The organism is Caldimonas sp. (genome assembly GCF_046291045.1).
GTDB lineage: Bacteria > Pseudomonadota > Gammaproteobacteria > Burkholderiales > Burkholderiaceae_C > Caldimonas.
Genome location: NZ_JBKBSL010000016.1, coordinates 24,715 through 49,587, shown reverse-complemented (window position 1 = coordinate 49,587; position 24,873 = coordinate 24,715). Strand labels below are relative to the sequence as shown.

25 protein-coding genes are annotated in these 24,873 nt (G+C 68.0%); 19 read left to right on the top strand and 6 right to left on the bottom strand.

Features of this window, described 5'->3' with window-relative positions; translation table 11 throughout:
• The first annotated feature begins 36 nt into the window (after window positions 1–36).
• Together ACK4ZD_RS07815 and ACK4ZD_RS07810 are read left to right on the top strand one after the other, a co-directional pair.
• Entirely contained in the window at window positions 37–1,113 is a 1,077-nt protein-coding gene (locus ACK4ZD_RS07815) for a phospholipase (protein WP_409660258.1), read from the top strand.
• Between the two features lie 34 nt (window positions 1,114–1,147).
• Window positions 1,148–2,443 carry a hemolysin family protein gene (locus tag ACK4ZD_RS07810; protein WP_409660256.1) on the top strand — a complete coding sequence of 432 codons (1,296 nt, stop codon included), beginning with the start codon at window positions 1,148–1,150 and terminating at the stop codon, window positions 2,441–2,443.
• Between the two features lie 18 nt (window positions 2,444–2,461).
• On the opposite strand, the gene ACK4ZD_RS07805 is transcribed toward ACK4ZD_RS07810, so the two are convergent.
• Window positions 2,462–3,598, bottom strand: coding sequence for an iron-containing alcohol dehydrogenase (locus tag ACK4ZD_RS07805; RefSeq protein WP_409660254.1), 1,137 nt, complete (start codon window positions 3,596–3,598; stop codon window positions 2,462–2,464).
• Between the two features lie 184 nt (window positions 3,599–3,782).
• On the opposite strand from ACK4ZD_RS07805, the gene ACK4ZD_RS07800 reads away from it, so the two are divergent.
• Window positions 3,783–4,700, top strand: a complete 918-nt coding sequence (locus ACK4ZD_RS07800) for an alpha/beta hydrolase (RefSeq protein WP_409660295.1) — start codon at window positions 3,783–3,785, stop codon at window positions 4,698–4,700.
• Complete coding sequence (locus tag ACK4ZD_RS07795; protein WP_409660253.1) at window positions 4,697–5,554, top strand: YbgC/FadM family acyl-CoA thioesterase; 858 nt, start codon at window positions 4,697–4,699, stop codon at window positions 5,552–5,554. Before ACK4ZD_RS07800 ends, ACK4ZD_RS07795 begins: the two co-directional genes overlap by 4 nt.
• A gap of 13 nt (window positions 5,555–5,567) precedes the next feature.
• Here ACK4ZD_RS07795 and ACK4ZD_RS07790 read toward each other — a convergent pair whose 3' ends face one another.
• The 3 genes from ACK4ZD_RS07790 to ACK4ZD_RS07780 form a co-directional block, all read right to left on the bottom strand.
• Window positions 5,568–6,467 carry an NRDE family protein gene (locus ACK4ZD_RS07790; RefSeq protein WP_409660251.1) on the bottom strand — a complete coding sequence of 300 codons (900 nt, stop codon included), beginning with the start codon at window positions 6,465–6,467 and terminating at the stop codon, window positions 5,568–5,570.
• Window positions 6,455–6,796, bottom strand: a complete 342-nt coding sequence (locus ACK4ZD_RS07785; RefSeq protein WP_409660249.1) for a DUF4936 family protein — start codon at window positions 6,794–6,796, stop codon at window positions 6,455–6,457. Before ACK4ZD_RS07785 ends, ACK4ZD_RS07790 begins: the two co-directional genes overlap by 13 nt.
• A gap of 90 nt (window positions 6,797–6,886) precedes the next feature.
• Window positions 6,887–7,840, bottom strand: a complete 954-nt coding sequence (locus tag ACK4ZD_RS07780; protein ID WP_409660247.1) for a YgfZ/GcvT domain-containing protein — start codon at window positions 7,838–7,840, stop codon at window positions 6,887–6,889.
• A 68-nt stretch (window positions 7,841–7,908) separates the two neighbouring features.
• Here ACK4ZD_RS07780 and mltG point away from each other — a divergent pair, with 68 nt between their 5' ends.
• The 7 genes from mltG to ACK4ZD_RS07745 all read left to right on the top strand — a co-directional run bounded on the left by mltG (window position 7,909) and on the right by ACK4ZD_RS07745 (window position 12,833).
• Window positions 7,909–8,904, top strand: a complete 996-nt coding sequence (gene mltG / locus ACK4ZD_RS07775) for an endolytic transglycosylase MltG (RefSeq protein WP_409660245.1) — start codon at window positions 7,909–7,911, stop codon at window positions 8,902–8,904.
• Entirely contained in the window at window positions 8,904–9,533 is a 630-nt protein-coding gene (tmk, locus tag ACK4ZD_RS07770) for a dTMP kinase (RefSeq protein WP_409660243.1), read from the top strand. Before mltG ends, tmk begins: the two co-directional genes overlap by 1 nt.
• Before the next feature lie 2 nt (window positions 9,534–9,535).
• The gene (locus ACK4ZD_RS07765; protein WP_409660241.1) at window positions 9,536–10,525 is read left to right on the top strand and encodes a DNA polymerase III subunit delta'; all 990 of its coding nucleotides are present in this window, start codon (window positions 9,536–9,538) and stop codon (window positions 10,523–10,525) included.
• Window positions 10,522–10,923, top strand: coding sequence for a PilZ domain-containing protein (locus ACK4ZD_RS07760; RefSeq protein WP_409660239.1), 402 nt, complete (start codon window positions 10,522–10,524; stop codon window positions 10,921–10,923). The genes ACK4ZD_RS07765 and ACK4ZD_RS07760 overlap by 4 nt, the downstream gene beginning before the upstream one ends.
• A 127-nt stretch (window positions 10,924–11,050) precedes the next feature.
• Complete coding sequence (locus ACK4ZD_RS07755; protein ID WP_409660237.1) at window positions 11,051–11,836, top strand: TatD family hydrolase; 786 nt, start codon at window positions 11,051–11,053, stop codon at window positions 11,834–11,836.
• Between the two features lie 4 nt (window positions 11,837–11,840).
• Window positions 11,841–12,536 (top strand): ankyrin repeat domain-containing protein, encoded by a 696-nt coding sequence (locus ACK4ZD_RS07750; protein ID WP_409660235.1) that lies wholly within the window; start codon window positions 11,841–11,843, stop codon window positions 12,534–12,536.
• Between the two features lie 84 nt (window positions 12,537–12,620).
• Window positions 12,621–12,833, top strand: coding sequence for a hypothetical protein (locus ACK4ZD_RS07745; protein ID WP_409660234.1), 213 nt, complete (start codon window positions 12,621–12,623; stop codon window positions 12,831–12,833).
• Here the strand turns inward: ACK4ZD_RS07745 and ACK4ZD_RS07740 are convergent.
• A complete protein-coding gene (locus ACK4ZD_RS07740; protein ID WP_409660232.1) occupies window positions 12,788–13,516 on the bottom strand; it encodes a GntR family transcriptional regulator in 729 nt (242 codons plus the stop codon). The two genes, ACK4ZD_RS07745 and ACK4ZD_RS07740, sit on opposite strands and share 46 nt — an antisense overlap.
• Window positions 13,517–13,682: 166 nt before the next feature.
• On the opposite strand from ACK4ZD_RS07740, the gene scpA reads away from it, so the two are divergent.
• The 8 genes from scpA to ACK4ZD_RS07700 all read left to right on the top strand — a co-directional run bounded on the left by scpA (window position 13,683) and on the right by ACK4ZD_RS07700 (window position 24,177).
• The gene (gene scpA, locus ACK4ZD_RS07735; protein ID WP_409660230.1) at window positions 13,683–15,848 is read left to right on the top strand and encodes a methylmalonyl-CoA mutase; all 2,166 of its coding nucleotides are present in this window, start codon (window positions 13,683–13,685) and stop codon (window positions 15,846–15,848) included.
• A gap of 5 nt (window positions 15,849–15,853) precedes the next feature.
• Window positions 15,854–16,924 (top strand): methylmalonyl Co-A mutase-associated GTPase MeaB, encoded by a 1,071-nt coding sequence (gene meaB / locus ACK4ZD_RS07730; RefSeq protein WP_409660228.1) that lies wholly within the window; start codon window positions 15,854–15,856, stop codon window positions 16,922–16,924.
• A 27-nt stretch (window positions 16,925–16,951) separates the two neighbouring features.
• Window positions 16,952–18,484, top strand: a complete 1,533-nt coding sequence (locus ACK4ZD_RS07725) for an acyl-CoA carboxylase subunit beta (RefSeq protein ID WP_409660227.1) — start codon at window positions 16,952–16,954, stop codon at window positions 18,482–18,484.
• Between the two features lie 18 nt (window positions 18,485–18,502).
• On the top strand, window positions 18,503–20,536 hold the full coding sequence (gene accC / locus ACK4ZD_RS07720) for an acetyl-CoA carboxylase biotin carboxylase subunit (RefSeq protein ID WP_409660225.1): 2,034 nt from the start codon (window positions 18,503–18,505) through the stop codon (window positions 20,534–20,536).
• Complete coding sequence (locus tag ACK4ZD_RS07715; RefSeq protein ID WP_409660223.1) at window positions 20,533–21,009, top strand: VOC family protein; 477 nt, start codon at window positions 20,533–20,535, stop codon at window positions 21,007–21,009. Before accC ends, ACK4ZD_RS07715 begins: the two co-directional genes overlap by 4 nt.
• A gap of 133 nt (window positions 21,010–21,142) precedes the next feature.
• Window positions 21,143–21,817: a phosphoribosyltransferase gene (locus ACK4ZD_RS07710; RefSeq protein WP_409660222.1), complete on the top strand. Its 675-nt coding sequence runs from the start codon at window positions 21,143–21,145 to the stop codon at window positions 21,815–21,817.
• A 23-nt stretch (window positions 21,818–21,840) separates the two neighbouring features.
• Entirely contained in the window at window positions 21,841–22,806 is a 966-nt protein-coding gene (locus ACK4ZD_RS07705; protein WP_409660220.1) for a DHHA1 domain-containing protein, read from the top strand.
• 291 nt (window positions 22,807–23,097) lie between these two features.
• Window positions 23,098–24,177 (top strand): DUF4382 domain-containing protein, encoded by a 1,080-nt coding sequence (locus ACK4ZD_RS07700; RefSeq protein ID WP_409660218.1) that lies wholly within the window; start codon window positions 23,098–23,100, stop codon window positions 24,175–24,177.
• A 132-nt stretch (window positions 24,178–24,309) separates the two neighbouring features.
• On the opposite strand, the gene ACK4ZD_RS07695 is transcribed toward ACK4ZD_RS07700, so the two are convergent.
• Entirely contained in the window at window positions 24,310–24,861 is a 552-nt protein-coding gene (locus tag ACK4ZD_RS07695) for a peroxiredoxin (protein ID WP_409660216.1), read from the bottom strand.
• Between the last annotated feature and the right edge of the window lie 12 nt (window positions 24,862–24,873).

Genomic DNA, 24,873 nt, shown 5'->3' with positions numbered 1-24,873 from the left:
CCCGCGCCTTGTTTTTTGCATCCTCTGCTCTTGCCCATGAAGTCTTTGCGTCTGTACGCCGGACCGGCCGCGCGCCGCCACATCGAGCGCCACGGGCTGCCGCCGCAGGCCGTACGGGTCGTGGCCGGCGCCGCCGGTGGGCCCAAGGGCCTGATCCTGAACCACCTGGACCGCCACATCTTCGGCCGGTGGCTCGCCTCGTCGCGCCAGCCGGTGCATCTCGTGGGAGCCTCGATCGGCGCCTGGCGGATGGCCACCGGCATGCTCGACGAGGCCCCGGCCCGTTTCGCGACCCTGGCCCATGACTACATCCATCAGCGCTACGAACTGCCGCCCGGCAAGACTTATCCCTCCCCGGAGGAAGTCAGTCGGGTGTTCGCTCAGGAACTGCATGGATTCTTCGACGGCCAGATCGAGACCCTCGTCGCCCACCCCCGCTATCGGTTGCACATCGTGGTCTCGCGCGGCCGCCATGTGCTGAGGCGAGAAGGGCGGCTGCGCACGCCCATCGGCTACCTCGGCGCTGCGCTGAGCAACGCCGTGGCCCGCCCGGGCCTGGGGTTGTGGCTGGAACGGGTGCTGTTCTCCACTCCGGGCGAGCCGCTGCCGGTGGATCTGTCCGACCTGCGTCACCGCCGCGTCGTGCTCGACGCCACCAACTTCGAGGCCGCCTTGCTGGCCTCGTGCTCCATCCCCTTCGTGCTCAAGGCCGTGCACGACATCGCGGGCGCACCGCCGGGGGCCTATTGGGACGGCGGCATCACCGACTACCACCTGCACTGGAACTATCCGAGCATGGGCGAGGGGATCGTGCTCTATCCCCATTTCCAGCAGGCCATCGTCCCGGGCTGGCTGGACAAGCCGCTGCGCCACCGCCACCGAGCGACGGCGGCGCTCGACAACGTCCTGGTGCTCGCGCCCGACCCGTCCTGGGTGGCCACCTTGCCCGGCGGCAAACTGCCCGACCGCACCGACTTCAGGCGCTACGGCACCGACACCGAGGCCCGGGCCCGGGCTTGGCAGCGCTGTGTGGACGAGAGCGAGCGCCTGGCCGCGGAATGGGCACAATGGCTGGAGCACGGCGCCCCCGCCGATGCCCTGGATCCTTTGTGAAACCGCACTGCACGACTGAACCCAAGGAAAACCGATGGGCCTGACCGCCAGCCTGATCGTCATCGTCCTGCTGATCGGTGTCAGCGCATTCTTTTCCATGGCCGAGATCTCCTTGGCCGCCTCGCGCCGCCTGCGCCTGAGCCAGATGGCCGACGAAGGCAATCAACGTGCCGCCGAGGTGCTGGCCGTGCAGGACCAGCCCGGCAGCTACTTCACGGTGGTGCAGATCGGTCTGAACGCCGTGGCCATTCTGGGCGGCATCGTGGGGGAGGGGGCGTTGACGCCGTACATCGCCATGGCCCTGGCTTGGTTCCTCGATCCCGTCACCTCGGGACGGGTCGGCTTTGCCCTGTCCTTCTTGCTGGTGACGGGCCTGTTCGTGGTCTTCGCCGACCTGTTCCCCAAACGGGTGGGCATGATCGAGCCGGAGCGCATCGCCACACGGCTGATCGGGCCGATGCGTTGGTGCATGCGTTTGCTCAAACCGCTGGTATGGGTCTTCGACACCTTGGCCACCGCGCTGTTCCGACTGTTCGGGCTGCCGGTGTCGCGCGACGAGCGCATCACCCCTGATGACATCCTGGCCATGGCCGAGGCTGGCACGCAAGCCGGGCTGCTGGCCGAGCAAGAGCAGCAGGTAATCGAGAACGTCTTCGAGCTCGACACCCGCACAGTGGAAAGCGCAATGACCACCCGGGAGCGCATCGTCTACTTCCTGCTCGACGATGACGATGCCCTGATCCGCACCCGCGTGGTCGAGCAGCCGCATTCCACCTATCTCGTGTGCGACGGCCACATCGACAAGGTCGTGGGCTACGTCGATGCGACCGATCTCTTCCAGCGCGTGCTGCGCAACGAACCAATCTCGCTGCAGGGCGAAAGCGGCCAGTCGCTGATCAAGAAAGTCCTGGTCGTGCCCGATCGCCTCACGCTGTCGGAGATGCTCGGCCAGTTCCGCCAGGCCCATGAGGACTTTGCCGTGATCGTCAACGAATACAGCCTGGTCGTGGGTGTGATCACGCTCAACGACGTGATGAGCACGGTGATGGGCAGTCTCGTGGGCCACGACGACGAGGAACAGATCGTGCGGCGCGAGGACGGCTCCTGGCTGGCCGACGGGATGACGCCCATCCCCGACCTGCTGCGGGCCCTGGACCTCGACGAACTGCCCCACCAGGGACAGTACGACACCCTGGCCGGCTTCCTGATGGTGATGCTGCGCCGCATCCCCAGGCGCACGGATGCGCTCACCTGGGGCGGCTGGCGCTTCGAGGTGATGGACGTCGACAGCTACCGCATCGACCAGGTGATGATCACCCGCGTGGTCTGAAGCCCCGCCGGACAGGACTCACATCGACGCCTCGAGCATCGCGCGGTAGTCCTCGGCGCTGGCCTCGCGCGGATTGGTCTTGTGGCAGTGGTCGGCCAGGGCTCCCTGGATCACGCGGTCGAACAGGTCGGACGTGACACCCATCGCGGCCAGCCCCTTGGGCAGCCCCAGCCGCGCGTTCATGTCGCGGATGGCTTCGGGGATGTCTCCAGGCGAGCGCAGGCCCATCGCATGGGCCATGCGCTCCAGCCGGGCCTCGGTACGCACCGAGTCCGCGCCGGCATTGAAGCGCACCACCGCAGGCAGGAACATCGCGTTGAGCGTGCCGTGATGCAGGCGAGGGTCGACGCCGCCCAGGCTGTGGCTGAGCGAATGCACGCAACCCAGCCCCTTCTGGAAGGCCAGGGCGCCCTGCATCGAGGCGCTCATCATCTGCCGGCGGGCCTCGCGGTCGCGGCCGTCGCGCGTGGCGCGCTCGATGTGGGCCCAGCCGCGCGCCAGGCCGTCGAGCGCGATGCCGTCGGCCGGCGGGTTGAAGGCCGGTGCCATGAAGGTCTCAATGCAATGGGCGATCGCGTCCATGCCGGTGGCTGCCGTGAGCAGGGGCGGCAGGCCCAGCGTCAGCTCGGGGTCGCAGATCGCCACCCGGGGCACCAGGTGCCACGAATGGAAACCCAGCTTGCGGCCGTCGTCGACGATCACGATCGCGCCGCGGGCCACTTCGCTGCCGGTGCCGGCGGTGGTGGGCACCGCGATCACCGGGGCGGCCTGCGCGGAGATGCGCGGGCTGCCGCCCTCGATGGTGGCGTAGGCCTTCAACGGCCCGTCGTGCGTGGCCGCAATCGCCACGCCCTTGGCCAGGTCGATGCTGGAGCCGCCCCCCACGGCGATGAGCCCGTCGCAGCCCTGGGCCTGGTAGAGCGCCCGGGCCGAGCGCACGGCCGCCTCAGTGGGATTGGACGGAGTCTGGTCGAACACCGCCACCGGCAGGTCCTTCAAGGCGTCCAGCGCGCGTTGGAGCACCCCGGCCGCCTTCACGCCCACATCGGTGACCACCAGCGGCCGGCGCACGCCGATGCGCTCACATTCACCGGGCAGCAGGCGCACCGCGCCGAAATCAAACTGGATCTGGGTGATGTAGTGGATCAGGGCCATGGTTCGGGCGCCCCCCCGGGCGGCAGCGGACTGTGAAAAGAATCAGTATCCTTGCGGCATTGTCCCGGAACCATCCGGATGCACCATGACACCTGTGCGTCACCTGCCTCAGGGCCGCACGGCTCAGCCCGCTTCACTCCCGTCCGTGACCCCTCCCGCAGACGCACAGTTGCTGACCCCCCGCATGCGCGACGTGATCGACCGCATCCGCCGCGCCAACTTCACGCCGTTCCACCAGCTCGAGGTGTCTGCGGCCCGCCAGGCCTATCTGGCCGCCGCCGAGATCCTCGACCTGCCGCGTGCCTCCCTGGCGCGCGTGGAGGACCGCCGCCTTGCCGGCCATGGCGCAGCCGTGCTGCCCGCGCGGCTGTACGCCGCCTCGGACCACCGGCTGCCGGCCATGCTCTACCTGCACGGCGGCGGGTTCACCATCGGCGGCATCGAGACCCACGACAGCCTGTGCCGGCAGATCGCCCGGCTGAGCGGCGCGGCGGTGGTGTCGGTGGAGTATCGGCTCGCCCCGGAGCACCGCTTCCCGACGGCCGTGGACGATGCCTGGGCCGCCTTGCAGGACCTGCGACGGCAGGCAGCGGCCTGGGGTCTGGACGGCACGCGCCTGGCGGTGGGCGGCGACAGTGCCGGCGGCACCCTGGCGGCGGTATGCGCACTGCTGGCCCGCGACGCCGGCTTCGAGCTGGCCCTGCAGGTGCTCATCACGCCGGGCACCACGGCCCACCAGGACACCGAGTCGCACCGACGCTTCGCACAGGGCTACATCCTCGAGCGAGCGGCCATCGACTGGTTCTTCAACCACTACATCGAGCCCCACCAGCGCACCGACTGGCGCTTCGCCCCCCTGCTGGCCGACGACCTCGACGGCGTCGCCCCGGCCTGGGTCGGCTTGGCCGAGGCGGACCCGCTGGTGGACGAGGGCATCGCCTACGCCGACCGGCTGCGCATGGCCGGTGTGCCGGTGGACCTGGAGGTCTACCGGGGGGTGACCCACGACTTCATCAAGATGGGACGGGCCCTGCCGGAAGCCCTCCATGCCCATGCCGCCATCGCCGCGCGCTTGCGCGACACCTTCGGGACCTCCCCATGAAACGCAGTGACTTCCGCTTCCTCCATCGCCTGCGGGTACGCTGGGCCGAGGTCGATGCCCAGCACATCGTGTTCAACGGGCATTACCTCATGTATTTCGACACGGCCATGACCGACTACTGGCGGGCCCTGGCGCTGCCGTATCCGGACGCGCTGAAACCCTTTGGCGGCGACTTGTACGTGAAGAAAGCAAGCGTCGAGTACCACGCGTCAGCGCGTTATGACGACCTGATCGAGGTGGGCATCCGTTGCACGCGCATCGGCAACTCGTCGATGCAGTTCACGCTGGGCCTCTTCCGCCAGGACGAACATCTCATCAGCGGCGAGCTGATCTATGTGTTCGCCGACCCAGACAACCAGACGGCCAAGCCCGTGCCCCCGGCCCTGCGTGAGGTCCTGCAGGCCTTCGAGGCCGGGCAGTCCATGATCGAAGTCCGGCTGGGACGCTGGGCCGACCTGGGCGAGCACGCCCAGAGGATCCGCCGCGAGGTGTTCATCGAAGAGCAGCGCATCCCACCCGAGATGGAGTGGGACGAGGCCGACGCCACCAGCCTGCATGCGGTGGCCTACAACCGCTTCGGCATGCCGCTGGCCACCGGCCGCCTGCTCGAGCATGTGCCCGGTGTGGCCAAGATCGGCCGCATGGCGGCCTTGCGCACCATGCGCGGCGGCGGCGTCGGGCGCGCCGTGCTGGAGGCCTTGATGCAAGCGGCCCGCGAGCAGGGCTACCGCGAGGCCGTGCTGCACGCGCAGACCTCGGCCGCCTCCTTCTATGCCCGCTCGGGCTTCGTGCCGCGAGGTCCGCAGTTCGACGAGGTGGGCATTCCCCACGTGGAGATGGTCAAGGCGCTATAAAGGCGCGCGCGCCTCATGGCGCGGTGGACAAGCTTGACGCCTGCGGCCGGCCGGCGCGTCCCGAGACCTGCGTGGTCTCGACCGCCCCGCGGGCACGGGCCGACCGTGGAGGCCAGGCCTTGAGCAGCGAGCGGCGCAGCAGCGCCACCCCAGGGCCGCGGGCGCTGCTGAAGGTCCGCTCGATCACGTGGGTCACCAGCCTGCGACCCACCCGCTCGGTGATGATCACCGTCGAGGCACGGGTGCCGTAGCGCCCATCAGGGGTGCGGATGAAGGCCGGCGAGAGCCAGCGCTCCCAGTCCAGCGACACGCCGGTGCTGGGCAGGAACTCGTCGGCGATCACCGTGCGGTCCCCCAGCGCGGCAAACAGGGCATCGGCCAGGCCGTCGGCCGTGTCGGCCTCGCGCAAGGCGCCGCGCAGGCGCTGCTTGAGGCGCTCCACCTTCGGCCAGGGCGTGTCGAGAAGCGCGTTGGACAAGCCGTACACCCCCCGTTCCAGCCGCTGCGGAAAGCGCGCCCGATTCGAGCCCCAGAAGCAGTCGCCCTCGGAGAAATCGGCGGCGATGACGTTGAAGCCGTTATAGCCCGACAGCCCCACCTGCATCCAGAAGCGGTCCATCGAGAGATCGCCGCGCAGCCACAGCGGCACGATCTCCCCGCGAGACGGGGCCAGCGGGTCGATGTCCTTCGGGTTGCGCACATTGGTCACCAGCGCGAACCGTCCCGCCGCCGTCAGCCCCATCCAGGTGCCACCGGCCTTCAGGTCGCGTCCGGCAAGGATTTCCGGCGAGTCCGGCGCCGGCTGCCACCAACCCAGCCGGGCGGCCGGCCGGTCGAAATACTCGTCGCGGTTGGCCGCCACCACGAACGGAAAGCGGCGGCTCGCGTCGATGGCCAAGCCTACGAGGCACATGGCACAAAGACCTCCACATGCCGGGGGCCTCGACACCAGGGGGCCAGCGACCGAGCCTCATCCTCGATATGCGCCTGGACCTCGGCCGTGATGCCGCCGGGGCGGGCGTAGATCTCCATCCAGGTCTGCATGCCGTCCTTCTCTTCGGGGCGCCGGAACCACTGTGCCTGCAACCCGGGCCAGCGCTGGCGCAGGCGGGACTGCAGGTGCTGCACGGCCGGGCCGGCCGCCACTGCGTCCACCGAGGCCACCCGATAGTAGATGAAAAGCCAGCGGTCCACGGCCACGCCGCCGGCCGGCTCAGACGACCCCGACGTGGAAGAATTCACGGCTTGTCCGAGGGGCGCGTGCGCGGCGCGGCGCCCGCCCGGACACCGGGACTTCCTTGCCCCTGGATCCTGAACCGCCACACCCGGTCTTCAAACATCGGCCAGCAGGGGGTAGGGCACCGGCGCCAACGTCAGGACCGCAGCCTCCAAGCTGCCAGCGTGCAGTGAGCCCCCCTCGGTGGCCGACAGCTTCAGTTCGGCCAAGCCCGCCCAGCCCCCTCGCGGGTCGGGCGCAGCCAGCACGACCAGCCCGCTGGGCTGGGCCGGATCGCTGCTGTGGAAAATCTCCTGGCCGGGTGCCAACGCCGTGGGGCCATGCACCAGGAAGCCCCGTCGCTTGAGCGTGCCGCGGAACTGGCTGCGGGCCACCACCTCCTGGCCAGGGTAGCACCCCTTCTTGAAGTGGACGCCGCCCACACTTTCCAGGTTGACCATCTGCGGCACGAGCTGGTCGGCAGTGGCCGCCGTGATACGCGGGATGCCGCTTTGCACCTCCAGCCACAGCCAGCCGGCCTCGTTCAGCGTGCCCGGGCACTCCAGGACGGGCGGGGCGGCCTCGACGGGGCCGACCCACAGGGCACGCGCCTGGCCGGCCACGTCAGGCAGGCGGATCAGCCGCCCGCCCCAAGATTCGGCCATCGCCCAGGGCTGCAACGGCAGGCTCTGCCGTGCCGCGGCGCCGCAAAGCCCCACCACACGTCGCTGCGACGAGCCATCGCTGAGCCGCACTTTGGCACGCAGCACGAACATCGACAGCCGCTGGAGCACGGAGGGCAGAAGATCGGCGCTGCAGGCCAGCGCGACGCGATCGTCGGCGTCGCGCCAGACGATGAAGGTCGCCAGCAGCCGCCCCTTGGGCGAGCAATAACCGGCCAGGCGGGCTTCGCCCGGGGGCAGATGGGCGATGTCCTGGGTGAGCTGGGCATGCAGGAAGCTGGCGGCGTCTTCGCCGGTGGCAACGATCACGCCGAGGTGGGGCAGGGGGGTGGCGCCTTCCAGGCGCGCGGCGGCAAGGGCCAGGGTCTCGTCCGGGGCTGCAGTCATGCGTCTATTATGATCACGGCCCCGAGTCCCTGCCCGCCGCGGGGCGGGCCTGCCGGCCCTGGACCCCGATGAAACTGCTGCGACGCCTGCTGCTCCTGTGTGTGCTCGCCGCGCTGGCCCTGGCTGGTGCGGCAGCCTGGTGGCTGCATCGCCCGCTGACCCTGGCGACGCCCACCGTCGAGCTATCGGTGGAGCCGGGCATGAGCCCGCGCGCCATCGCCGAGGCCTGGGTGACCGCGGGCGTGCAGACCTCGCCGAGGCTGCTCTACGAATGGTTCCGCTGGTCGGGCCAGGCGCGCCGCATCCGCGCCGGCAGCTACGAAGTGGCCGCAGGCACCTCCCCCCGCGCGCTGCTGGAAAAGATGGTGCTGGGCGACGAGACGCTGGTCACCGTGCGTCTGATCGAGGGCTGGACCTTCCGTCAGTTCCGCGCCGAGCTGGCCCGCGCCGAAGGCCTGCGCGCGGACACGGCGGCCATGAGCGACGCCCAGGTGATGGAAGCCCTGGGACGCCCCGGTGTGCATCCCGAGGGCCGTTTCTTCCCGGACACTTACGCCTACAGCCGCGGCAGCAGCGATCTGGCCGTGCTGCGCCGGGCCCTACACGCGATGGAGCGCCGCCTGGCCGCCGCCTGGGAACAGCGCGCGAGCGACCTGCCGCTGCGCACGCCCGAGGAGGCCCTGATCCTGGCCTCCATCGTCGAGAAGGAAACCGGCCTGGAGGCCGATCGCGGCCTGGTGGCCGGGGTCTTCGTCAACCGCCTGCGCATCGGCATGCGGCTGCAGACCGACCCGACCGTCATCTACGGCCTGGGCGCGTCCTTCGACGGCAACCTGCGCCGGCGCGATCTGGAGACGGACACGCCCTACAACACCTACACCCGCAGCGGCCTGCCGCCCACGCCCATTGCGATGCCGGGCAAGCGGTCGCTGCTGGCGGCCGTGAACCCGCAGCCCACGCGGGCACTGTACTTCGTCGCACGCGGTGACGGCACCAGCGTGTTCAGCGAGACCCTGGCCGAGCACAACCGCGCCGTCAACCGCTACCAGCGTGGAGGCCCCTGATGCCAGCCGTGTCCCTGCCCGAGTGCCGCTTCATCACCGTCGAAGGCATCGACGGCGCCGGCAAGTCGACCCATGTGACGGCCATGGTCGAACGCCTGCGCGCCCAGGGCCGCGAGGTGGTGCACACACGCGAGCCGGGCGGCACCGCGCTGGCCGAGGCCCTGCGCGAGCTCCTCCTGCACCGGCCGATGGATGCACTGACCGAGGCCCTGCTGATCTTCGCCGCGCGGCGGGATCACCTGCGCCAGGTGATCGAGCCCGCCCTGGCCCGGGGTGCCACCGTGGTCTGCGACCGCTTCACCGATGCCACCTTTGCCTACCAGGGGGCCGGACGCGGCTTCGACACGACCGTGCTGGCCCAGCTCGAAGCCTGGGTGCAAGAGGGCCGGCAACCCGACCTCACCCTGTGGTTCGATGTGCCGCCGGCGGTGGCGGCGCAGCGCCTGGCACATGCCCGCGCGCCTGACCGCTTCGAGCAAGAGCCCCAGCGTTTCTTCGAGCGGGTGGCTGAAGGCTATCGCGAGCGCGCGCGGGCGTATCCACACCGTTTCGTCGTGATCCACTCCGACGCCCCGCTCGAAGTCGTTCGGGCTCAGGTGGAGGTCGCCCTGGCGGCCCGGGGGCTGTGACCGTGTCCCTGCTGCCCTGGTTGGAGCCGCTGCTTCCGGCCGTCCTGCGCGGCCTGCGCGGCCACGCCCTGATGCTGCACGGCCCGGCGGCGGCAGGCCAGCTCGAACTCGCGCTGGCGGTGGCCCAGGCCTGGCTGTGCGAGGCTCCGCAGGCTGACGCAACGGCCTGTGGCCAGTGTGCCGCCTGCGCCCTGGTGCGCTCGCGCACGCACCCAGACCTTCGAGTGCTCGTACCCGAGGCCCTGGCCGAGACCCTGGGCTGGGCGCTCCCGTCCGAGGGCGACACGGCCTCAAGCAAGGCCAAGCCGAGCAAGGACATCCGGGTCGAGGCGCTGCGCGCTGCGATCGAGTTTGCGCAGCAGACCTCCTCGCGGGGCCAGGCGCAGGTGGTGCTGATCCACCCGGCCGAGCGCATGAACGCCGTGTCGGCCAATACCCTGCTCAAGACCCTGGAAGAACCGCCCGGCCTGGCGCGCTTCATCCTGTGCACCGGGGCGCCTGACCGCCTGCTGCCCACGCTGCGCAGCCGCTGTCAGCTCGTGTCGCTGCCGGGCGCGCCGCGCGATCAGGCCCTGGCCTGGTTGGGCGCACAGGGTGTGGACGCGCCGGAAGTGCTGCTGGATGCGGCCGGGGGGCTGCCACTGGCCGCGCTCGAACTGCACCGCCTGGGCGTGCGCCCCGAGGCTTGGACGCGCCTGCCCCGCGCACTGGCGGCCGGGGAGGTCGGGGCCGTGGCGGGCTGGTCGGTGCCCATGCTGGTCGATGCCCTGAGCCGATGCTGCGAGGATGGGCTGCGGCTGGCGGTGGGCGGTACCCCTCGCTACTTCACCCCGGCGGCCTGGACCGGCCTGCAGCCCCGGCTGGCCCCGTTGCTGGCCTGGCACGCCGAGCTCAAACGTGTTGCACGTCACGACGAGCATCCCTGGAACGCCGGGCTCACCACCGAGTCCCTTGTGAGCGGCGCAAGCCGCGCCTTACACTGCGCCGGATGAGCGAACCGAACAGCCGCCCGCCCAACATCCTGACCCCGGCAGCCGTCGGAGGCTCGCCGGCACGCCCGAGCGTCATTCAACTGGTGTTCCGCGAAAAGGGCGCCCTGTACGCTGCCTACATTTCCGTGTTCGCCGACGGCGGGCTGTTCGTTCCCACCACACGCGAGTACCGGCTCGGCGAGGACATCTACCTGCTGCTGTCGCTGCCCGACGACCCCCAGCGTTACCCCGTGGCCGGCAAGGTGGCCTGGATCACCCCGGCCAACGCCTCGGGCGGTCGCACGCAGGGGGTGGGCGTGCGCTTCCCCAACGACGAGAAGTCGCGGCTGCTCAAGCTCAAGATCGAGGAGCTGCTGGGCACAGCGATCCAGTCAGCCAAGCCGACCCAAACCCTCTGACCTGCCGGCGGAGCGGCCCGCCGTGCCCCCGTAAAGCCTGTGGGCAGCTGTGCCTACGCGCACGGGCCGCAAGCGCCTGCGGCACACTGCGCTGTGCGCGGCCCCCCCGGCTGAAGCCCTTCAAGCCATGTTCGTCGATTCCCACTGCCATCTGAGCTTTCCTGAACTGCGTGAACACCTGCCGGCCATCCGTGCCGCCATGGCCGAAGCCCATGTGGACCGGGCCTTGTGCATCTGCACGACGCTGGAGGAGTTCGACGAGGTCCATGCGCTCGCGCGCGAGCACGACAATTTCTGGGCCACCGCAGGCGTGCACCCCGACAACGAAGGGGTGCGTGAACCCACCGTGGACGACCTGATCGCCCTGGCCCGCCAACCGAAGGTCGTCGCCCTGGGCGAGACGGGCCTCGACTACTACCGCCTGGGCACGCGCACGGTGGCCGACATGGCCTGGCAGCGCGAGCGTTTCCGCGTGCACATCCGCGCCGCGCGGGCCACCGGCAAGCCCCTGGTGATCCACACCCGGTCAGCGGCCGAGGACACGCTGCGCCTGATCGACGAGGAAGGGGCCGCCGAGGTTGGCGGGGTCTTCCACTGTTTCACCGAAACACGCGAAGTGGCGCGTGCCGCGCTCGAGCGGGGCTTCCACATCTCCTTCTCGGGCATCCTCACCTTCAAGAATGCCGCCGGGCTGCGCGAGGTCGCCGCCGAGGTGCCTCTGGATCGCTGCCTGATCGAGACGGACAGCCCTTACCTGGCCCCGGTGCCACACCGCGGCAAGCTGAACAATCCCTCGTACGTGCCCCACGTGGCCGCCGAACTGGCCCGGCTCAAGGGCCTGAGCATCGAGGCGGTGGCGCAGGCGACCACTCGCAACTTCGAGCGTCTGTTCGGCATCCCCGCGCCGGGTTGAGGCCATGCCGCCAGAGGACCATATGTTCATGCAACACTTGAGGAAAATATTATATCTCATTGTCATCATTTGTTTTTCCTCAGCAAGCGCCGGATCGTATGATGACTTCTTCCGCGCCATTCGTGCGGACGACCCTCGCACCCTGAGTGCCTTGTTCGCCCGTGGCTTCGACCCGAACACCGTCGATCCCGAGGGCCGCAGTCCGTTGAGTCTGGCCTTCCATTACGAAGCCTACGCTGCGGCACTGGCGCTGGTGCAGCATCCGGATTTCCACTTCGACCACCCCAACGCCGCTGGAGAAACACCGCTGATGCTGGCAGCGCTGCGCGGGCAACTGGAACTGAGCCGGGCTCTCCTGGTACGCGGTGCCCGGCTGGACCGGCCCGGCTGGACACCACTGCACTACGCGGCCGCCGGATCCCAGCCCCTCTTGGTCCAATGGCTCATTGGCCACGGCGCACCGCTGGATGCGCGTGCGCCCAATGGCAACACACCTTTGATGATGGCTGCGCGCTATGGCAGCGAGGCCGGTGCCCAGGCCTTGCTGCACGCCGGGGCCGACCCGAGGCTGCGCAACCACGACGGCCTGACGGCGGCCGATTTCGCCCGATCGGTCCACCGGGTGACCCTGGCACGCGACATCGAGCGCAGAGCGTCGGAACCGACTGCGACTGCCGACAGCGTGTCGGAAACACGCTGACAGACCTTTTGGCAAATCGTCCACTGCCGGGGAGGCCGCGGGCAGCCTACAGTGAGGCCATGGTCAACGCCCAAGGAGCGATCCATGCCTCGCTTGCACACCACCGCTGCCAATCCCTTTGCCCTGATGATGGACCCGCAGTCCGTGCTGGACGCAATGGAGCGCTCTGAGCGCCTCAAGCGCTTGCAAAGCCGCGTGTGCCGTCCGTTGGACAAGCCCTTGCTTGGTCCGGTGCAAGGCGACCTGATCCGTCACGACGCCGCGATCGACGCCGAGCCCTTCTCCGACGAGGACTGATCGGCCGTCGCGCCCCCCGTGGCCCGAGGCGCCACCGACCGTGCGGCCTGCAGGCCCTGGCGGAAATGTGCTTGGGTCAAGGCGCGGGCTGCCTCGGCATCGCGCTGGCGTAAGGCGGCCAGCATGTCCTGGTGCTCCTTCAGTGACTGGGTCAGGCGCCCCTCGCTGAGCAGCGAGTTGTGACGGTTGAGCTTCATCACCTTGCGCAGGTCGGTCACGATCTGCACCCGCCACCGGTTGTCTGCGATCTCCAGCAAGCGCATGTGGAAGGCCTCGTTCAGGGCAAAGAAGGCCTCCCGGTCGTGCACGGCCTCCTCCAGTTGGGCATGCAAGGCCTCCAGTTCGGCCAACTGTGCGGCCGACGCGCGCTGCGCCACCTCGGCGGCTGCGTCACTTTCCAGCAGCATCAGCAGGTGATAGACCTCTCGCGTGTCACGCTCGGACACCTCGGTCACATAGGCTCCGCGTCGCGGCCGTATCGTCACCAAGCCCTCTGAGGCCAGCACCTTCAGGGCCTCGCGCAGCGGCGTGCGGCTGATGCCGTAATCGCGCACCAGAGCCTGCTCGTCGATCCAACTGCCCGGCGGCAGGCTGTGCGCCAGGATGCGTTCGCGCAGCCGCTCGGCCACCTGCTCGTACAGGGGCCGGTCGCGCAGCGAAGGCGGCGGGGCAGGGCTGTTCATCCCGGTAGTGTCGCCGAAAGTACGGGTGGGTGTCTATAATTCAATTTTGAATTATGATGCCGCCATGCGCCTGGTGGTACGCGGCGGCCTGCTTGGACTGCACCGTCACCGGGCGTATGCTGCACCGTCCCGGCCGCCGGCCGGGGCCTCGACACGGAAGTCCACCATGGCCGATCCCAACCCCGCGCCCCTTGCCCCTGCCGATCTCGACGCCTGGAAGAAGGCCGCCGCCAAGGCTGCCCCCGGAGGACGGCTCGACGCCCTGAACTGGGTCACGCCCGAGGGCTTGGTGGTCAAGCCCCTCTACACGGCCGAAGACCTGCAAGGCCTGCCCTACACCAACACGTTGCCCGGTTTCCCCCCCTTCGTGCGTGGCCCCCAGGCCACGATGTATGCCTCCCGGCCCTGGACGATCCGCCAGTACGCAGGTTTCTCCACGGCCGAGGAATCGAATGCCTTTTATCGCAAGTCCTTGGCGGCTGGCGCCCAAGGCGTGTCGGTCGCCTTCGATCTGGCCACCCACCGCGGCTACGACAGCGACCATCCGCGTGTGACCGGCGACGTGGGCAAGGCGGGCGTGGCCATCGATTCGGTCGAGGACATGAAGATCCTGTTCGACGGCATCCCGCTCGACCGGGTCAGTGTCAGCATGACCATGAACGGCGCGGTGTTGCCGGTGCTGGCAGGGTACGTGATCGCGGCCGAAGAGCAAGGCGTCGCGCAGGACCAACTCAGCGGAACCATCCAGAACGACATCCTCAAGGAGTTCATGGTCCGCAACACCTACATCTACCCGCCCGAGCCGAGCATGCGGATCATCGGCGACATCATCGAGTACACGGCCAAGAAGATGCCGAAGTTCAACTCGATCAGCATCTCGGGCTACCACATGCAGGAGGCCGGCGCCAACCAGGCGCTGGAGCTGGCCTTCACGCTGGCCGACGGCAAGGAGTATGTGAAGACCGCGCTGGCCAAAGGCCTGGACGTGGACGAGTTCGCCGGACGGCTCAGCTTCTTCTGGGCCATCGGGATGAACTTCTATCTCGAGATCGCCAAGATGCGGGCCGCTCGCCTGCTGTGGCATCGCATCATGACCGGCTTCGGTGCCAAGAACCCCAAAAGCCTGATGCTGCGCACCCACTGCCAGACCTCGGGCTGGTCGCTCACCGAGCAAGACCCCTACAACAACATCGTGCGCACCACGATCGAAGCCCTGGCGGCGGTGTTCGGTGGCACGCAAAGCCTGCACACGAACAGCTTCGACGAGGCGATCGCACTGCCCACCGAGTTCTCGGCCCGCATCGCGCGCAACACCCAGCTCATCATCCAGGAAGAGACCCACATCTGCAACGTGATCGACCCCTGGGCAGGCTCCTACATGATGGAGCGGCTCACCCAAGAGATGGCCGACAAGGCCTGGTCCCTTATCGAGGAGGTCGAGGCGATGGGAGGGATGACCAAGGCAGTGGATTCCGGTTGGGCCAAGCTCAAGATCGAAGCCAGCGCGGCGGAGAAGCAGGCGCGCATCGACTCGGGCAAGGACGTGATCGTCGGCGTCAACAAGTACAGGCTGGACAAGGAAGATCCGATCGACATCCTCGAGGTGGACAACCTCAAGGTGCGCCAGCAGCAGATCGAGCGGCTGCAGCGCCTGCGTGCCACGCGCGACGCGAAAGCCGTGCAGTCTGCACTCGAGGCGTTGACGCGGTGCGCCCAGACAGGTCAGGGTAATCTGCTGGAACTGTCCATCCAGGCCATGCGCGTGCGGGCCACGGTGGGCGAGGTCAGCGATGCGCTGGAAAAGGTCTGGGGGCGCCACCGCGCCGACACACAGAAGGTGACCGGGGTGTATGCCGCTGCCTATGATTCGGCCGAAGGCTGGGAACAACTGAAGGCCGAGATCGCCGCCTTCGCCGAAGAGGCCGGCCGCCGTCCGCGCGTGATGATCGCCAAGCTGGGCCAGGACGGTCACGACCGCGGCGCCAAGGTGGTGGCCACGGCCTATGCCGACCTGGGTTTCGACGTGGACATCGGGCCGCTTTTCCAGACCCCCGAGGAATGCGCCCGCCAGGCCATCGAGAACGACGTGCATGCCGTGGGTATCTCCACGCTGGCGGCCGGCCACAAGACCCTGGTGCCGGCCATCATCGAGGCGCTGCGTGCGCAGGGCGCGGACGACATCATCGTTTTCGTCGGCGGCGTGGTGCCGCGCCAGGACTACGAGTTCCTCTACGAGGCAGGGGTCAAGGGCATCTATGGGCCCGGCACGCCCATCCCGGCATCGGCCAAGGACGTGCTCGAGCACATCCGCGCCCAACTCAAGCGGGCCTGAGCGCCGTGAACCCGCGCGGCCCGTCCGAACCGCTTGCGTCGGCCTTGCCGCCCGCGGATGCGACGCTGCTGTCGCAGGTGCTGGGCGAACCCGGTGCCGCGCAGCGCCGGGCGATGGCCAAGACGATCACGCTGCTCGAATCCACCCGTGACGATCACCGCGAGCGCGCCGATGCACTGCTCACGCGATTGCTGCCCCACAGTGGACGCAGCTTCCGGTTGGGCATCTCCGGCGTGCCCGGCGTGGGCAAGAGCACCTTCATCGAGGCCCTGGGCCTGTTCCTGATCGGGCAGGGACACCGCGTGGCGGTGCTGGCGATCGATCCCTCCTCCAGCGTGTCCGGTGGTTCCATCCTGGGCGACAAGACACGCATGGAGCGGCTGTCGATGCATTCGCAGGCCTACATCCGCCCCAGCCCGTCGGGTGGGACGTTGGGCGGTGTGGCCGAAAAGACGCGCGAAGCGATGCTGGTGTGCGAGGCTGCCGGCTACGACATCGTGATCGTCGAGACGGTGGGCGTGGGCCAGAGCGAAACCGCGGTGGCCGGGATGACCGACCTGTACGTGCTGCTGCAACTGCCCAATGCCGGCGACGACCTGCAGGCCATCAAGAAAGGCGTGATGGAGCTGGCCGACCTGGTGGTGATCAACAAGGCCGACCTCGACCCTGCCGCGGCCACACGGGCCCAGGCGCAGATCACCTCGTCGCTGCGGCTGCTGAGCCAGCACGGCCACCCGGACCACGCCCACCACGACGAGAAGGTCTGGCACCCCCAGGTGATGCAGTTGAGCGCGCTGAAAGCCGAAGGCCTGGACCGCTTCTGGCAGGCGGTGTCGCGCTACCGCGAACTGCAGACGGCCAACGGCCGACTCGAAGCGCGCCGCCGCCGCCAGGCCCTGGCCTGGATGTGGGACAGCGTGCATGCCGGGCTGCGCCACCGCTTCATCCACCACCCCGACGTAGCCGGCCAGCTCGGTGAGGTCACCCGCCAGGTGGAGGCGGGCACCTTGCCGGCCTCCACCGCGGCGCGCCGCTTGCTGGCCCTCTTTGCCCCCGAGCCTCCCTTGGCCCATTGACCCGACATCCCCGAAGACGGAGTCCCCATGCAACACATCCTCGAAGAACTGGAAAGAAAGCGCGCTGCGGCCCGCCTGGGCGGGGGCCAGAAGCGCATCGACGCCCAGCATGCCAAGGGCAAGTTGACGGCGCGCGAGCGCCTGGAGCTGCTGCTCGATGACGGCAGCTTCGAGGAATGGGACATGTTCGTGGAGCACCGCTGTGCCGACTTCGGCATGGCAGACACCAAGATCCCTGGCGACGGCGTGGTGACCGGCTACGGCACCATCAACGGCCGCCTGGTGTTCGTGTTCAGCCAAGACTTCACCGTCTTCGGCGGCGCGCTGTCCGAGGCCCATGCCGAGAAGATCTGCAAGGTGATGGACCAGGCGATGAAGGTGGGCGCACCAGTCATCGGCCTGAACGACTCGGGCGGTGCCCGCATCCAAGAAGGCGTGGCCTCGCTGGGCGGCTACGCCGAGGTGTTCCAGCGCAACGTGCTGGCCTCGGGCGTGATCCCGCAGATCAGCCTGATCATGGGGCCGTGCGCGGGGGGCGCGGTCTACAGCCCGGCCATGACCGACTTCATTTTCATGGTCAAGGATTCATCCTACATGTTCGTGACGGGCCCCGAGGTGGTGAAGACCGTCACGCACGAGGAAGTGACCGCCGAGCAGCTCGGCGGCGCCACCACCCACACCACCAAGAGCGGCGTGGCCGACCTGGCCTTCGAGAACGACGTCGAGGCGCTGCAGATGCTGCGGCGCTTCTTCAATTACCTGCCGCTGAACAACCGCGAAAAGGCCCCCGTACGCCCCAGCGGCGACCCGGCCCACCGGCTTGACTATTCCCTCGACACCCTGGTGCCCGAAAACCCCAACAAGCCCTATGACATCAAAGAAGCCATCCTGAAGGTTGTGGACGACGGCGATTTCTTCGAGCTGCAACCCGACTATGCGCAAAACATCGTGATCGGTTTCGGACGCATGGATGGGCAAAGCGTGGGCTTCGTGGCCAACCAGCCGCTGGTGCTGGCGGGCTGCCTGGACATCAAGAGCTCGATCAAGGCCGCGCGCTTCGTGCGCTTTTGCGATGCTTTCAACATCCCGGTGGTCACCTTCGTCGATGTGCCCGGCTTCATGCCCGGCACCAGCCAGGAGTATGGCGGCATCATCAAGCATGGCGCCAAGCTGCTCTATGCCTATGCCGAAGCCACGGTGCCCAAGATCACCATCATCACCCGCAAGGCCTATGGCGGCGCCTACGACGTGATGGCTTCCAAGCACCTGCGCGGCGACGTGAACCTCGCCTGGCCCAATGCCGAGATCGCGGTGATGGGTGCCAAAGGCGCGGTGGAGATCATCTTCCGCGAAGACAAGGCCGACCCGGCCAAGCTGGCCGCCCGCGAGGCCGAGTACAAGTCGCGCTTTGCCAACCCCTTCGTGGCCGGCGCGCGCGGCTTCATCGACGACGTGATCCAGCCCCACGAGACCCGCAAGCGCATCTGCCGCAGCCTGGCGATGCTCAAGGACAAAAAGCTCGACAACCCCTGGCGCAAGCACGGGAACATCCCCCTCTGACCGCTCGGGAGCCTCAACATGTTCAAGAAGATACTGATCGCGAATCGGGGCGAGATCGCCTGCCGCGTCATCAAGACCGCCCGGAAGCTGGGCATCCAGACGGTGGCGGTGTATTCCGAGGCCGACAAGGACGCCTTGCATGTCGAGCTGGCCGATGAGGCCGTGCTGCTGGGCCCGGCGCCCAGCCGCGAGTCCTACCTGGTGGCCGACAAGATCATTGCAGCGGCCAAGCGCACGGGGGCCCAGGCCATCCATCCGGGCTACGGCTTCTTGTCCGAGAACGAGGACTTCGCGCGGCGCGTGGAAGAGGAGGGGCTGGTCTTCATCGGTCCGAAGCATTACTCCATCGCGGCCATGGGCGACAAGATCGCCTCGAAGAAGCTGGCCAGGGAAGCCGGTGTCAACACCATCCCTGGCTGGAACGATGCGATCGAATCGCCCGAGCGGGCGGTGGAGATCGCACGCGAGATCGGCTACCCCGTGATGATCAAGGCCAGTGCAGGCGGCGGCGGCAAGGGCCTGCGCGTGGCCTATAACGACAAGGAAGCCCACGAGGGCTTCGCCTCGTGCCGGAATGAAGCGCGTAACAGCTTCGGCGACGACCGGGTCTTCATCGAGAAGTTCGTCGAGGAGCCACGCCACATCGAGATCCAGGTGCTGGGCGATAGCCATGGCAACGTCGTGTACCTGTGGGAGCGCGAGTGCTCCATCCAGCGCCGCCACCAGAAGGTGATCGAGGAAGCCCCCAGCCCCTTCATCAGCGAGGCCACCCGCAAGGCCATGGGCGAGCAGGCCGTGGCGCTGGCGAAGGCCGTGAAGTACCAGAGCGCGGGCACGGTGGAGTTCGTGGTCGGCAAAGACCAGAGCTTCTACTTCCTGGAGATGAACACCCGCCTGCAGGTGGAGCACCCGGTGACCGAATGCATCACCGGGCTCGACCTGGTGGAGCTGATGATCCGCGTGGCCGCGGGTGAGCAGCTGCCTTTTGGCCAGGGCGATATCCGTCGCCACGGCTGGGCGATGGAATGCCGCATCAACGCCGAGGATCCGTTCCGCAATTTTCTGCCCTCCACCGGGCGGCTGGTGCGCTACCTGCCGCCCACCACCACGATGGAGGCCGCACAGCCCGTGCCCGAGGCAGGCGGGGTGAGAGTGGATACCGGCGTCTATGAAGGCGGCGAGATCCCGATGTACTACGACTCGATGATCGCCAAGCTCATCGTGCACGGGCGCGATCGAGCCGAAGCCATCGCAAAGATGCGCGAGGCCCTCAACGGCTTCGTGATCCGCGGCGTCGCCAGCAACATTCCCTTCCAGGCTGCGCTGCTGGCACACCCCGATTTCCAGGCCGGGCGCTTCAACACCGGCTTCATTGCGCAGCACTATCCCCGGGGCTTCTCCACCCACAACGTGACGCACGAGGATCCCCTGTTCCCTGTGGCGCTGGCTGCCGCGGCCCATCGCAAGTACCGTGACAGGGCAATGGGCATCAGCGGTCAGATGCCGGGCCACGAGGCACGCATGGCGATCGACTACGTCGTGGTCGTGAAAGGCGAACAGGGGCAGCATGCCCACCATCCCGTGCGGGTGGCCGGCAACGGTGGCGGGGCGATCACGGTCAACATTGGCGACCGCTGCTACGAGATCGACAAAGACTGGCGCTTCGGCGGCGTGCGCGCCAGCGGCCGTTGCAATGGCCGGCCCTTCACGGCACAGATCGAACGCCACGGCGTGTGGCTGCAGGTGATGCACAACGGCGTGCGCATCGACGCCCAGGTGCTCTCGCCGCGCGGGGCGGAGCTGTTCAAGCTGATGCCCTACAAGGCGCCGCCGGATACGAGCAAGTTCCTGCTCTCACCGATGCCCGGCCTGCTCACACAGGTGCAGGTGCAGGTGGGGCAGGCCGTGCAGGCCGGCGAGCGCCTGGCGGTGATCGAGGCGATGAAGATGGAGAACATCCTCACCGCCGCGCGCGACGGCGTGGTGGCCGAGATCCTTGCGGCGCCCGGGGAGAGCCTGTCGGTTGACCAACCCATCCTGAGGTTCGAATGAGTGCAGCCCCTCACGACAGACCCTTCAAAGTGCTGGGCATCCAACAGATCGCCATCGGCGGGCCCGACAAGCAGCGCCTGCGTGCGCTGTGGGTGGACCTGCTGGGGCTCAACGTCAAGAGCCACTTCGTCTCGGAACGCGAGAATGTCGACGAAGACATCTGCGAGCTTGGTCACGGCCCCGCGGCGGTGGAGGTCGATCTCATGCAGCCGCTGGACCCCGAGAAAAAACCCGCAGTGCACACCACGCCGCTGAACCATGTGGGCCTGTGGGTGGACGACTTGCCCCAGGCGGTGGCGTGGCTCAGCGCCAAGGGGTTGCGCTTTGCGCCCGGCGGCATCCGCAAAGGCGCCGCCGGTCACGACATCTGTTTCATCCATCCCAAGGGCAACGAGGAGTTCCCGCTGAGCGGAGAGGGGGTGCTGATCGAGCTCGTGCAAGCCCCACCCGAGGTGATTGCCGCGCTGTCTTGAGGCGCAAGCCGGCGCTGGATGGGGCGCTCCGCGCCCCGGCCGCCATGATGCCGCTCGCCCACCCACGCAAGCCGCTTTATCCTTGCCACACGGGCCGGCCGCAGCGCGCCGACCGTTGTGCGAGGAGAGGCTCATGAGAGCGGCGTTTCGAGATCGGCACGAGGCAGGCAGGCAGCTGGCGGAGGCGCTCGCGGCCGACCCCAACCCGCAGCCCCTGGTGCTGGCCTTGCCGCGCGGAGGCGTGCTGGTGGCTGCGCCCATCGCTCGACGCCTCGGAGCGCCTCTGGACCTGCTGCTGGTGCGCAAAATCGGCGCCCCAGGCCAACCCGAGTTGGCGGTGGCCGCCGTGGTCGAGGGCCAGCCGCCCATCACGGTGGTCGACGAGATCGCCTGCCGAGACACCGGAGCCGACGGATCCTACCTCGCTTTGCAACAGGCTGAGGCCGTGCGCGAGATCGAACGCCGGCGTCGGCGGTACCGTGAGGGCCGGTTTCTGCCCGAACTGCAAGGGCGCACGGTGATCGTGGTGGACGACGGAGTGGCCACCGGCACCACAATGCGCGCGGCCCTGCGCGCCTTGTCACGGTCGGATCCTGCCTCGGTGGTGCTTGCCGTGCCGGTGGCCGCAGCAGACAGCCTGAGCCTGCTGGCCGGCGAGGCCGATCGGATCGTCTGCCTGCACCAGCCCACGGACTTCCGCAGCGTGGGGGGGCACTATGAAGACTTCCATCAGGTGGACGACGAGGAGGTGCTGAACGCGATGGCGACCCTGTCGTCGGACAGAACCCCGGGTCCACCGACATCCTAAACGCCGCAATACAACTCGTCCCAATGAGCCGCTTCATCGATGTCTGCAACGGAGATGCCGACGGACTGTGCGCCGTCGTGCAGTGGCGGCTGGCTCACCCGGCCCAAGCCGAACTGGTCACCGGGCTGAAACGCGACATCGAACTGCTCGATCGGGTGCAAGCCGGCCCGGGCGACGACATACTGGTGTGCGACCTGTCCATGCAACGCAATGGCCCGGCGCTTCGGCGGCTGCTGGCGCAAGGGGCACGAGTGCGGTATTTCGATCACCATCATCCTGGCGAGGTGCCGGTGCATCCGCAACTGCAGGCCCATCTCGACGGCGACCCGCGTCTGTGCACCAGCCTGTTGATGGATCGCTTCCTGCAAGGCCGCCACCGCGCCTGGGCGCTGGTGGGCGCCTACGGTGACAACCTGGGTGCCGAGGCCGACCGGCTGGCCGAGGCCGCAGGCTGGGATGCTGCCCAGCGGGCCGTGCTGCGTCGTCTGGGCGAGGCCATCAATTACAACGCCTACGGGGACACGCCCACCGATGTGCTGCTGGCGCCTGCAGAACTGTTCGAACACCTACGACGCCACCCCGACCCTTTGCAGGCTTGGGCAAGCGACCCGGTGTTTGCGCAACTCGACGAACGTCGCTGCGCGGATCTCGAACAAGGCCTGCGTGCCCCACTGCGGTGGGAAAGCGCGCGCACGGTGGTGCGGGAACTGCCCGATGCCCCCTGGAGTCGACGTGTCGTGGGAGTGCTGGCCAACGAGATGGTCCAGCGCGATCCGGCGCGAGCGCAGGTGGTGCTTCAGTCCAGGAACGGCGGCTACCTCGTCAGCCTTCGGGCGCCCCAAGACAGTGTGGTCCCCGCCGACGCCTTGTGCCGCCGTTTCGGCGGAGGAGGGCGAGCAGCGGCCGCGGGTATCGATCGCCTGCGGGACGACCAAGTGCCTGATTTCCTCGCGGCTCTGGACCAACTGGACTGGCTGCGGCCGGCTTGAGCGCCATCCTACAGGAGGCAGGAGGATCTCGCTCCGAGACCAAGAACGACGCCTGGGGCTTCCGCCGCCCGGTTACCGGTTGAAACCGTTGTGACCTCGAGAGCCGCCTCGGATCGAAATGGATGGGATAACCTCCCATTCATTGGGCAACGGATAGAGGAGTCGATCTGACTATGAAGCTCTCCTGGACACACTTCCGAACGGTTTGCACGGCATTGGCCGTATCCATCTTGGCCGCCGCATGCGGTGGAAGGGGGGGGGTCATCGGCTTCTGGCCAAGGCAATCTGCGTGTGGCGCTGACCGACGCGCCCGCCTGCGGGTATGACAAGGTGAACGTGACCGTGGTGCGGGTGGACGTGCACCGCAGCAGCGATGCCGACGACAACGACGGCGGCTGGCAGAGCCTGGTGCTCGACCCGCCTCGGCGGATCGATCTGCTTACGCTCACCAATGGCGTGCTGGAAGAGCTGGGCACGACGACCCTGCCTGCCGGCACCTACACCCAGTTGCGCCTGGTGCTGGCAGCCAACGGTGCCACCAACCCAGCGGCCAACTCGGTCGTCCTCACCGGCGCAGGCGAAGTGGCCCTCCAAACGCCCAGCGGGCAACAGACGGGCCTGAAGATCCCGGTGAACCTGACCGTGGCGGAAGGGGAAACGGCAGATGTGGTGCTGGACTTCGACGCCTGCAGGTCGGTGGTGCGGGCAGGGCAGTCCGGTCGCTATCTGCTCAAGCCGGTTCTGAGGGCCTTGCCCAGAATCGACAACGGCGGCCTGTCGGTGGAAGGTCATCTGGCGGGCCTGCCGTCCACCGGTGCGGCCGTCTCGCTGCAACAGCAAGGTGAGGTCGTGCGTGCCACCGTGACGGATGCCCAAGGCCGTTTCCTGCTGTCGCCTGTGCCGGCCGGCAGCTACGACCTGGTGGTCGCTGCCGACGGCCGGGTCACGCTGGTCATGACCGGCGTCCCGGTGTCGGACACCGGCCGCACGACGATCAACCCAGCAGCCGCGCCGATCCCCCTGACAGAAAGCGCCATGCGCAGGGTCTCGGGTACGGTCGGCCTCAGCGGCTCGTCCGAGGTGCCCGACGGCGCCCTCGTGCGCGCCCTGCAGACGGTCGGCGGCCGCACCATCGAGTGGACGGCCCGTCCGGCGGATGCGGACACCGGCATGTACGAGTTCAGCCTGCCGATCGCCGCACCGGCCCACGCGGGCTACAGCGCCTCGGCCACGAGCTACACCTTCATCACAGACACCGCTGCGGCCGCCCGGTACACCGTGCAGGTGCGTGCGCCCGGCAAGGTCGATCAGACGGTGCCGGTCGACCTGTCTGCTTCAGACCAGACTGTGAACTTCAGCTTCGCACCCTGAACCCAGACGTCAACATCCCGCCAGGGCCGCCACCCACAGAGGGTCGCGGCCCTTTTTCATCGACCTTTTTATGATCGATAATGTATATTATGTCAAATCGTATAAAGCCTGGAGTCACGAGCTGAAGATGACTCACCGAGTTGCGGCCCGTTGGATCTGCTCCACGGCTTTCAGGGTCGCAGCCACATGCCCTTCCGGGTTGGCCCCGTGGTGAACGTGGACGATCTTGCCGTCCTGACCGATCACGTAGGAGATTCGGTCGGCCATGTCCGGGCGGGATGCGATCTGGGCCTTGTAGGCTCGAATGATCCACGCGCCCTGGTCTGCGCCGACCGCGAACTTGTTGCGGCAGGCCTCCACGGAGAAGCGCTTGAGCGTCTCGATATCGTCGTTCGACACACCGATCACGGTCGCGCCCAAGGACTGGAAACGCTCACTGGCTTGGGCAAACAGGTTGGCTTCATAGGTGCAGCCCGAGGTGAAGGCCTTGGGATAGAAATACAGCACCACGGGGCCGCGTGCGAGTGCCCGAGACAACTGGAACTGGAAGCTCTTGCCTCCCAAGGCGGCCTCGGTGGTGAACAGCGGGGCTTTGTCTCCAAGGCGAAGCATGGCGTACGAGGCCGACATCGCCAAGGCCGAAGACAGCACCACGAGGACGGTGCGCGGGCGCCATCGCAGCATGTGGTTTTCTCC

Excerpts from the sequence above, each read along its gene's own strand:
- ACK4ZD_RS07815 (WP_409660258.1), top strand. The coding sequence starts at position 37 with ATGAAGTCTTTGCGTCTGTACGCCGGACCGGCCGCGCGCCGCCACATC.
- ACK4ZD_RS07810 (WP_409660256.1), top strand. The coding sequence starts at position 1,148 with ATGGGCCTGACCGCCAGCCTGATCGTCATCGTCCTGCTGATCGGTGTC.
- ACK4ZD_RS07805 (WP_409660254.1), bottom strand. The coding sequence starts at position 3,598 with ATGGCCCTGATCCACTACATCACCCAGATCCAGTTTGATTTCGGCGCG.
- ACK4ZD_RS07800 (WP_409660295.1), top strand. The coding sequence starts at position 3,783 with ATGCGCGACGTGATCGACCGCATCCGCCGCGCCAACTTCACGCCGTTC.
- ACK4ZD_RS07795 (WP_409660253.1), top strand. The coding sequence starts at position 4,697 with ATGAAACGCAGTGACTTCCGCTTCCTCCATCGCCTGCGGGTACGCTGG.
- ACK4ZD_RS07790 (WP_409660251.1), bottom strand. The coding sequence starts at position 6,467 with ATGTGCCTCGTAGGCTTGGCCATCGACGCGAGCCGCCGCTTTCCGTTC.
- ACK4ZD_RS07780 (WP_409660247.1), bottom strand. The coding sequence starts at position 7,840 with ATGACTGCAGCCCCGGACGAGACCCTGGCCCTTGCCGCCGCGCGCCTG.
- mltG (WP_409660245.1), top strand. The coding sequence starts at position 7,909 with ATGAAACTGCTGCGACGCCTGCTGCTCCTGTGTGTGCTCGCCGCGCTG.
- tmk (WP_409660243.1), top strand. The coding sequence starts at position 8,904 with ATGCCAGCCGTGTCCCTGCCCGAGTGCCGCTTCATCACCGTCGAAGGC.
- ACK4ZD_RS07760 (WP_409660239.1), top strand. The coding sequence starts at position 10,522 with ATGAGCGAACCGAACAGCCGCCCGCCCAACATCCTGACCCCGGCAGCC.
- ACK4ZD_RS07755 (WP_409660237.1), top strand. The coding sequence starts at position 11,051 with ATGTTCGTCGATTCCCACTGCCATCTGAGCTTTCCTGAACTGCGTGAA.
- ACK4ZD_RS07750 (WP_409660235.1), top strand. The coding sequence starts at position 11,841 with ATGCCGCCAGAGGACCATATGTTCATGCAACACTTGAGGAAAATATTA.
- ACK4ZD_RS07745 (WP_409660234.1), top strand. The coding sequence starts at position 12,621 with ATGCCTCGCTTGCACACCACCGCTGCCAATCCCTTTGCCCTGATGATG.
- ACK4ZD_RS07740 (WP_409660232.1), bottom strand. The coding sequence starts at position 13,516 with ATGAACAGCCCTGCCCCGCCGCCTTCGCTGCGCGACCGGCCCCTGTAC.
- scpA (WP_409660230.1), top strand. The coding sequence starts at position 13,683 with ATGGCCGATCCCAACCCCGCGCCCCTTGCCCCTGCCGATCTCGACGCC.
- ACK4ZD_RS07725 (WP_409660227.1), top strand. The coding sequence starts at position 16,952 with ATGCAACACATCCTCGAAGAACTGGAAAGAAAGCGCGCTGCGGCCCGC.
- accC (WP_409660225.1), top strand. The coding sequence starts at position 18,503 with ATGTTCAAGAAGATACTGATCGCGAATCGGGGCGAGATCGCCTGCCGC.
- ACK4ZD_RS07715 (WP_409660223.1), top strand. The coding sequence starts at position 20,533 with ATGAGTGCAGCCCCTCACGACAGACCCTTCAAAGTGCTGGGCATCCAA.
- ACK4ZD_RS07710 (WP_409660222.1), top strand. The coding sequence starts at position 21,143 with ATGAGAGCGGCGTTTCGAGATCGGCACGAGGCAGGCAGGCAGCTGGCG.
- ACK4ZD_RS07705 (WP_409660220.1), top strand. The coding sequence starts at position 21,841 with ATGAGCCGCTTCATCGATGTCTGCAACGGAGATGCCGACGGACTGTGC.
- ACK4ZD_RS07695 (WP_409660216.1), bottom strand. The coding sequence starts at position 24,861 with ATGCTGCGATGGCGCCCGCGCACCGTCCTCGTGGTGCTGTCTTCGGCC.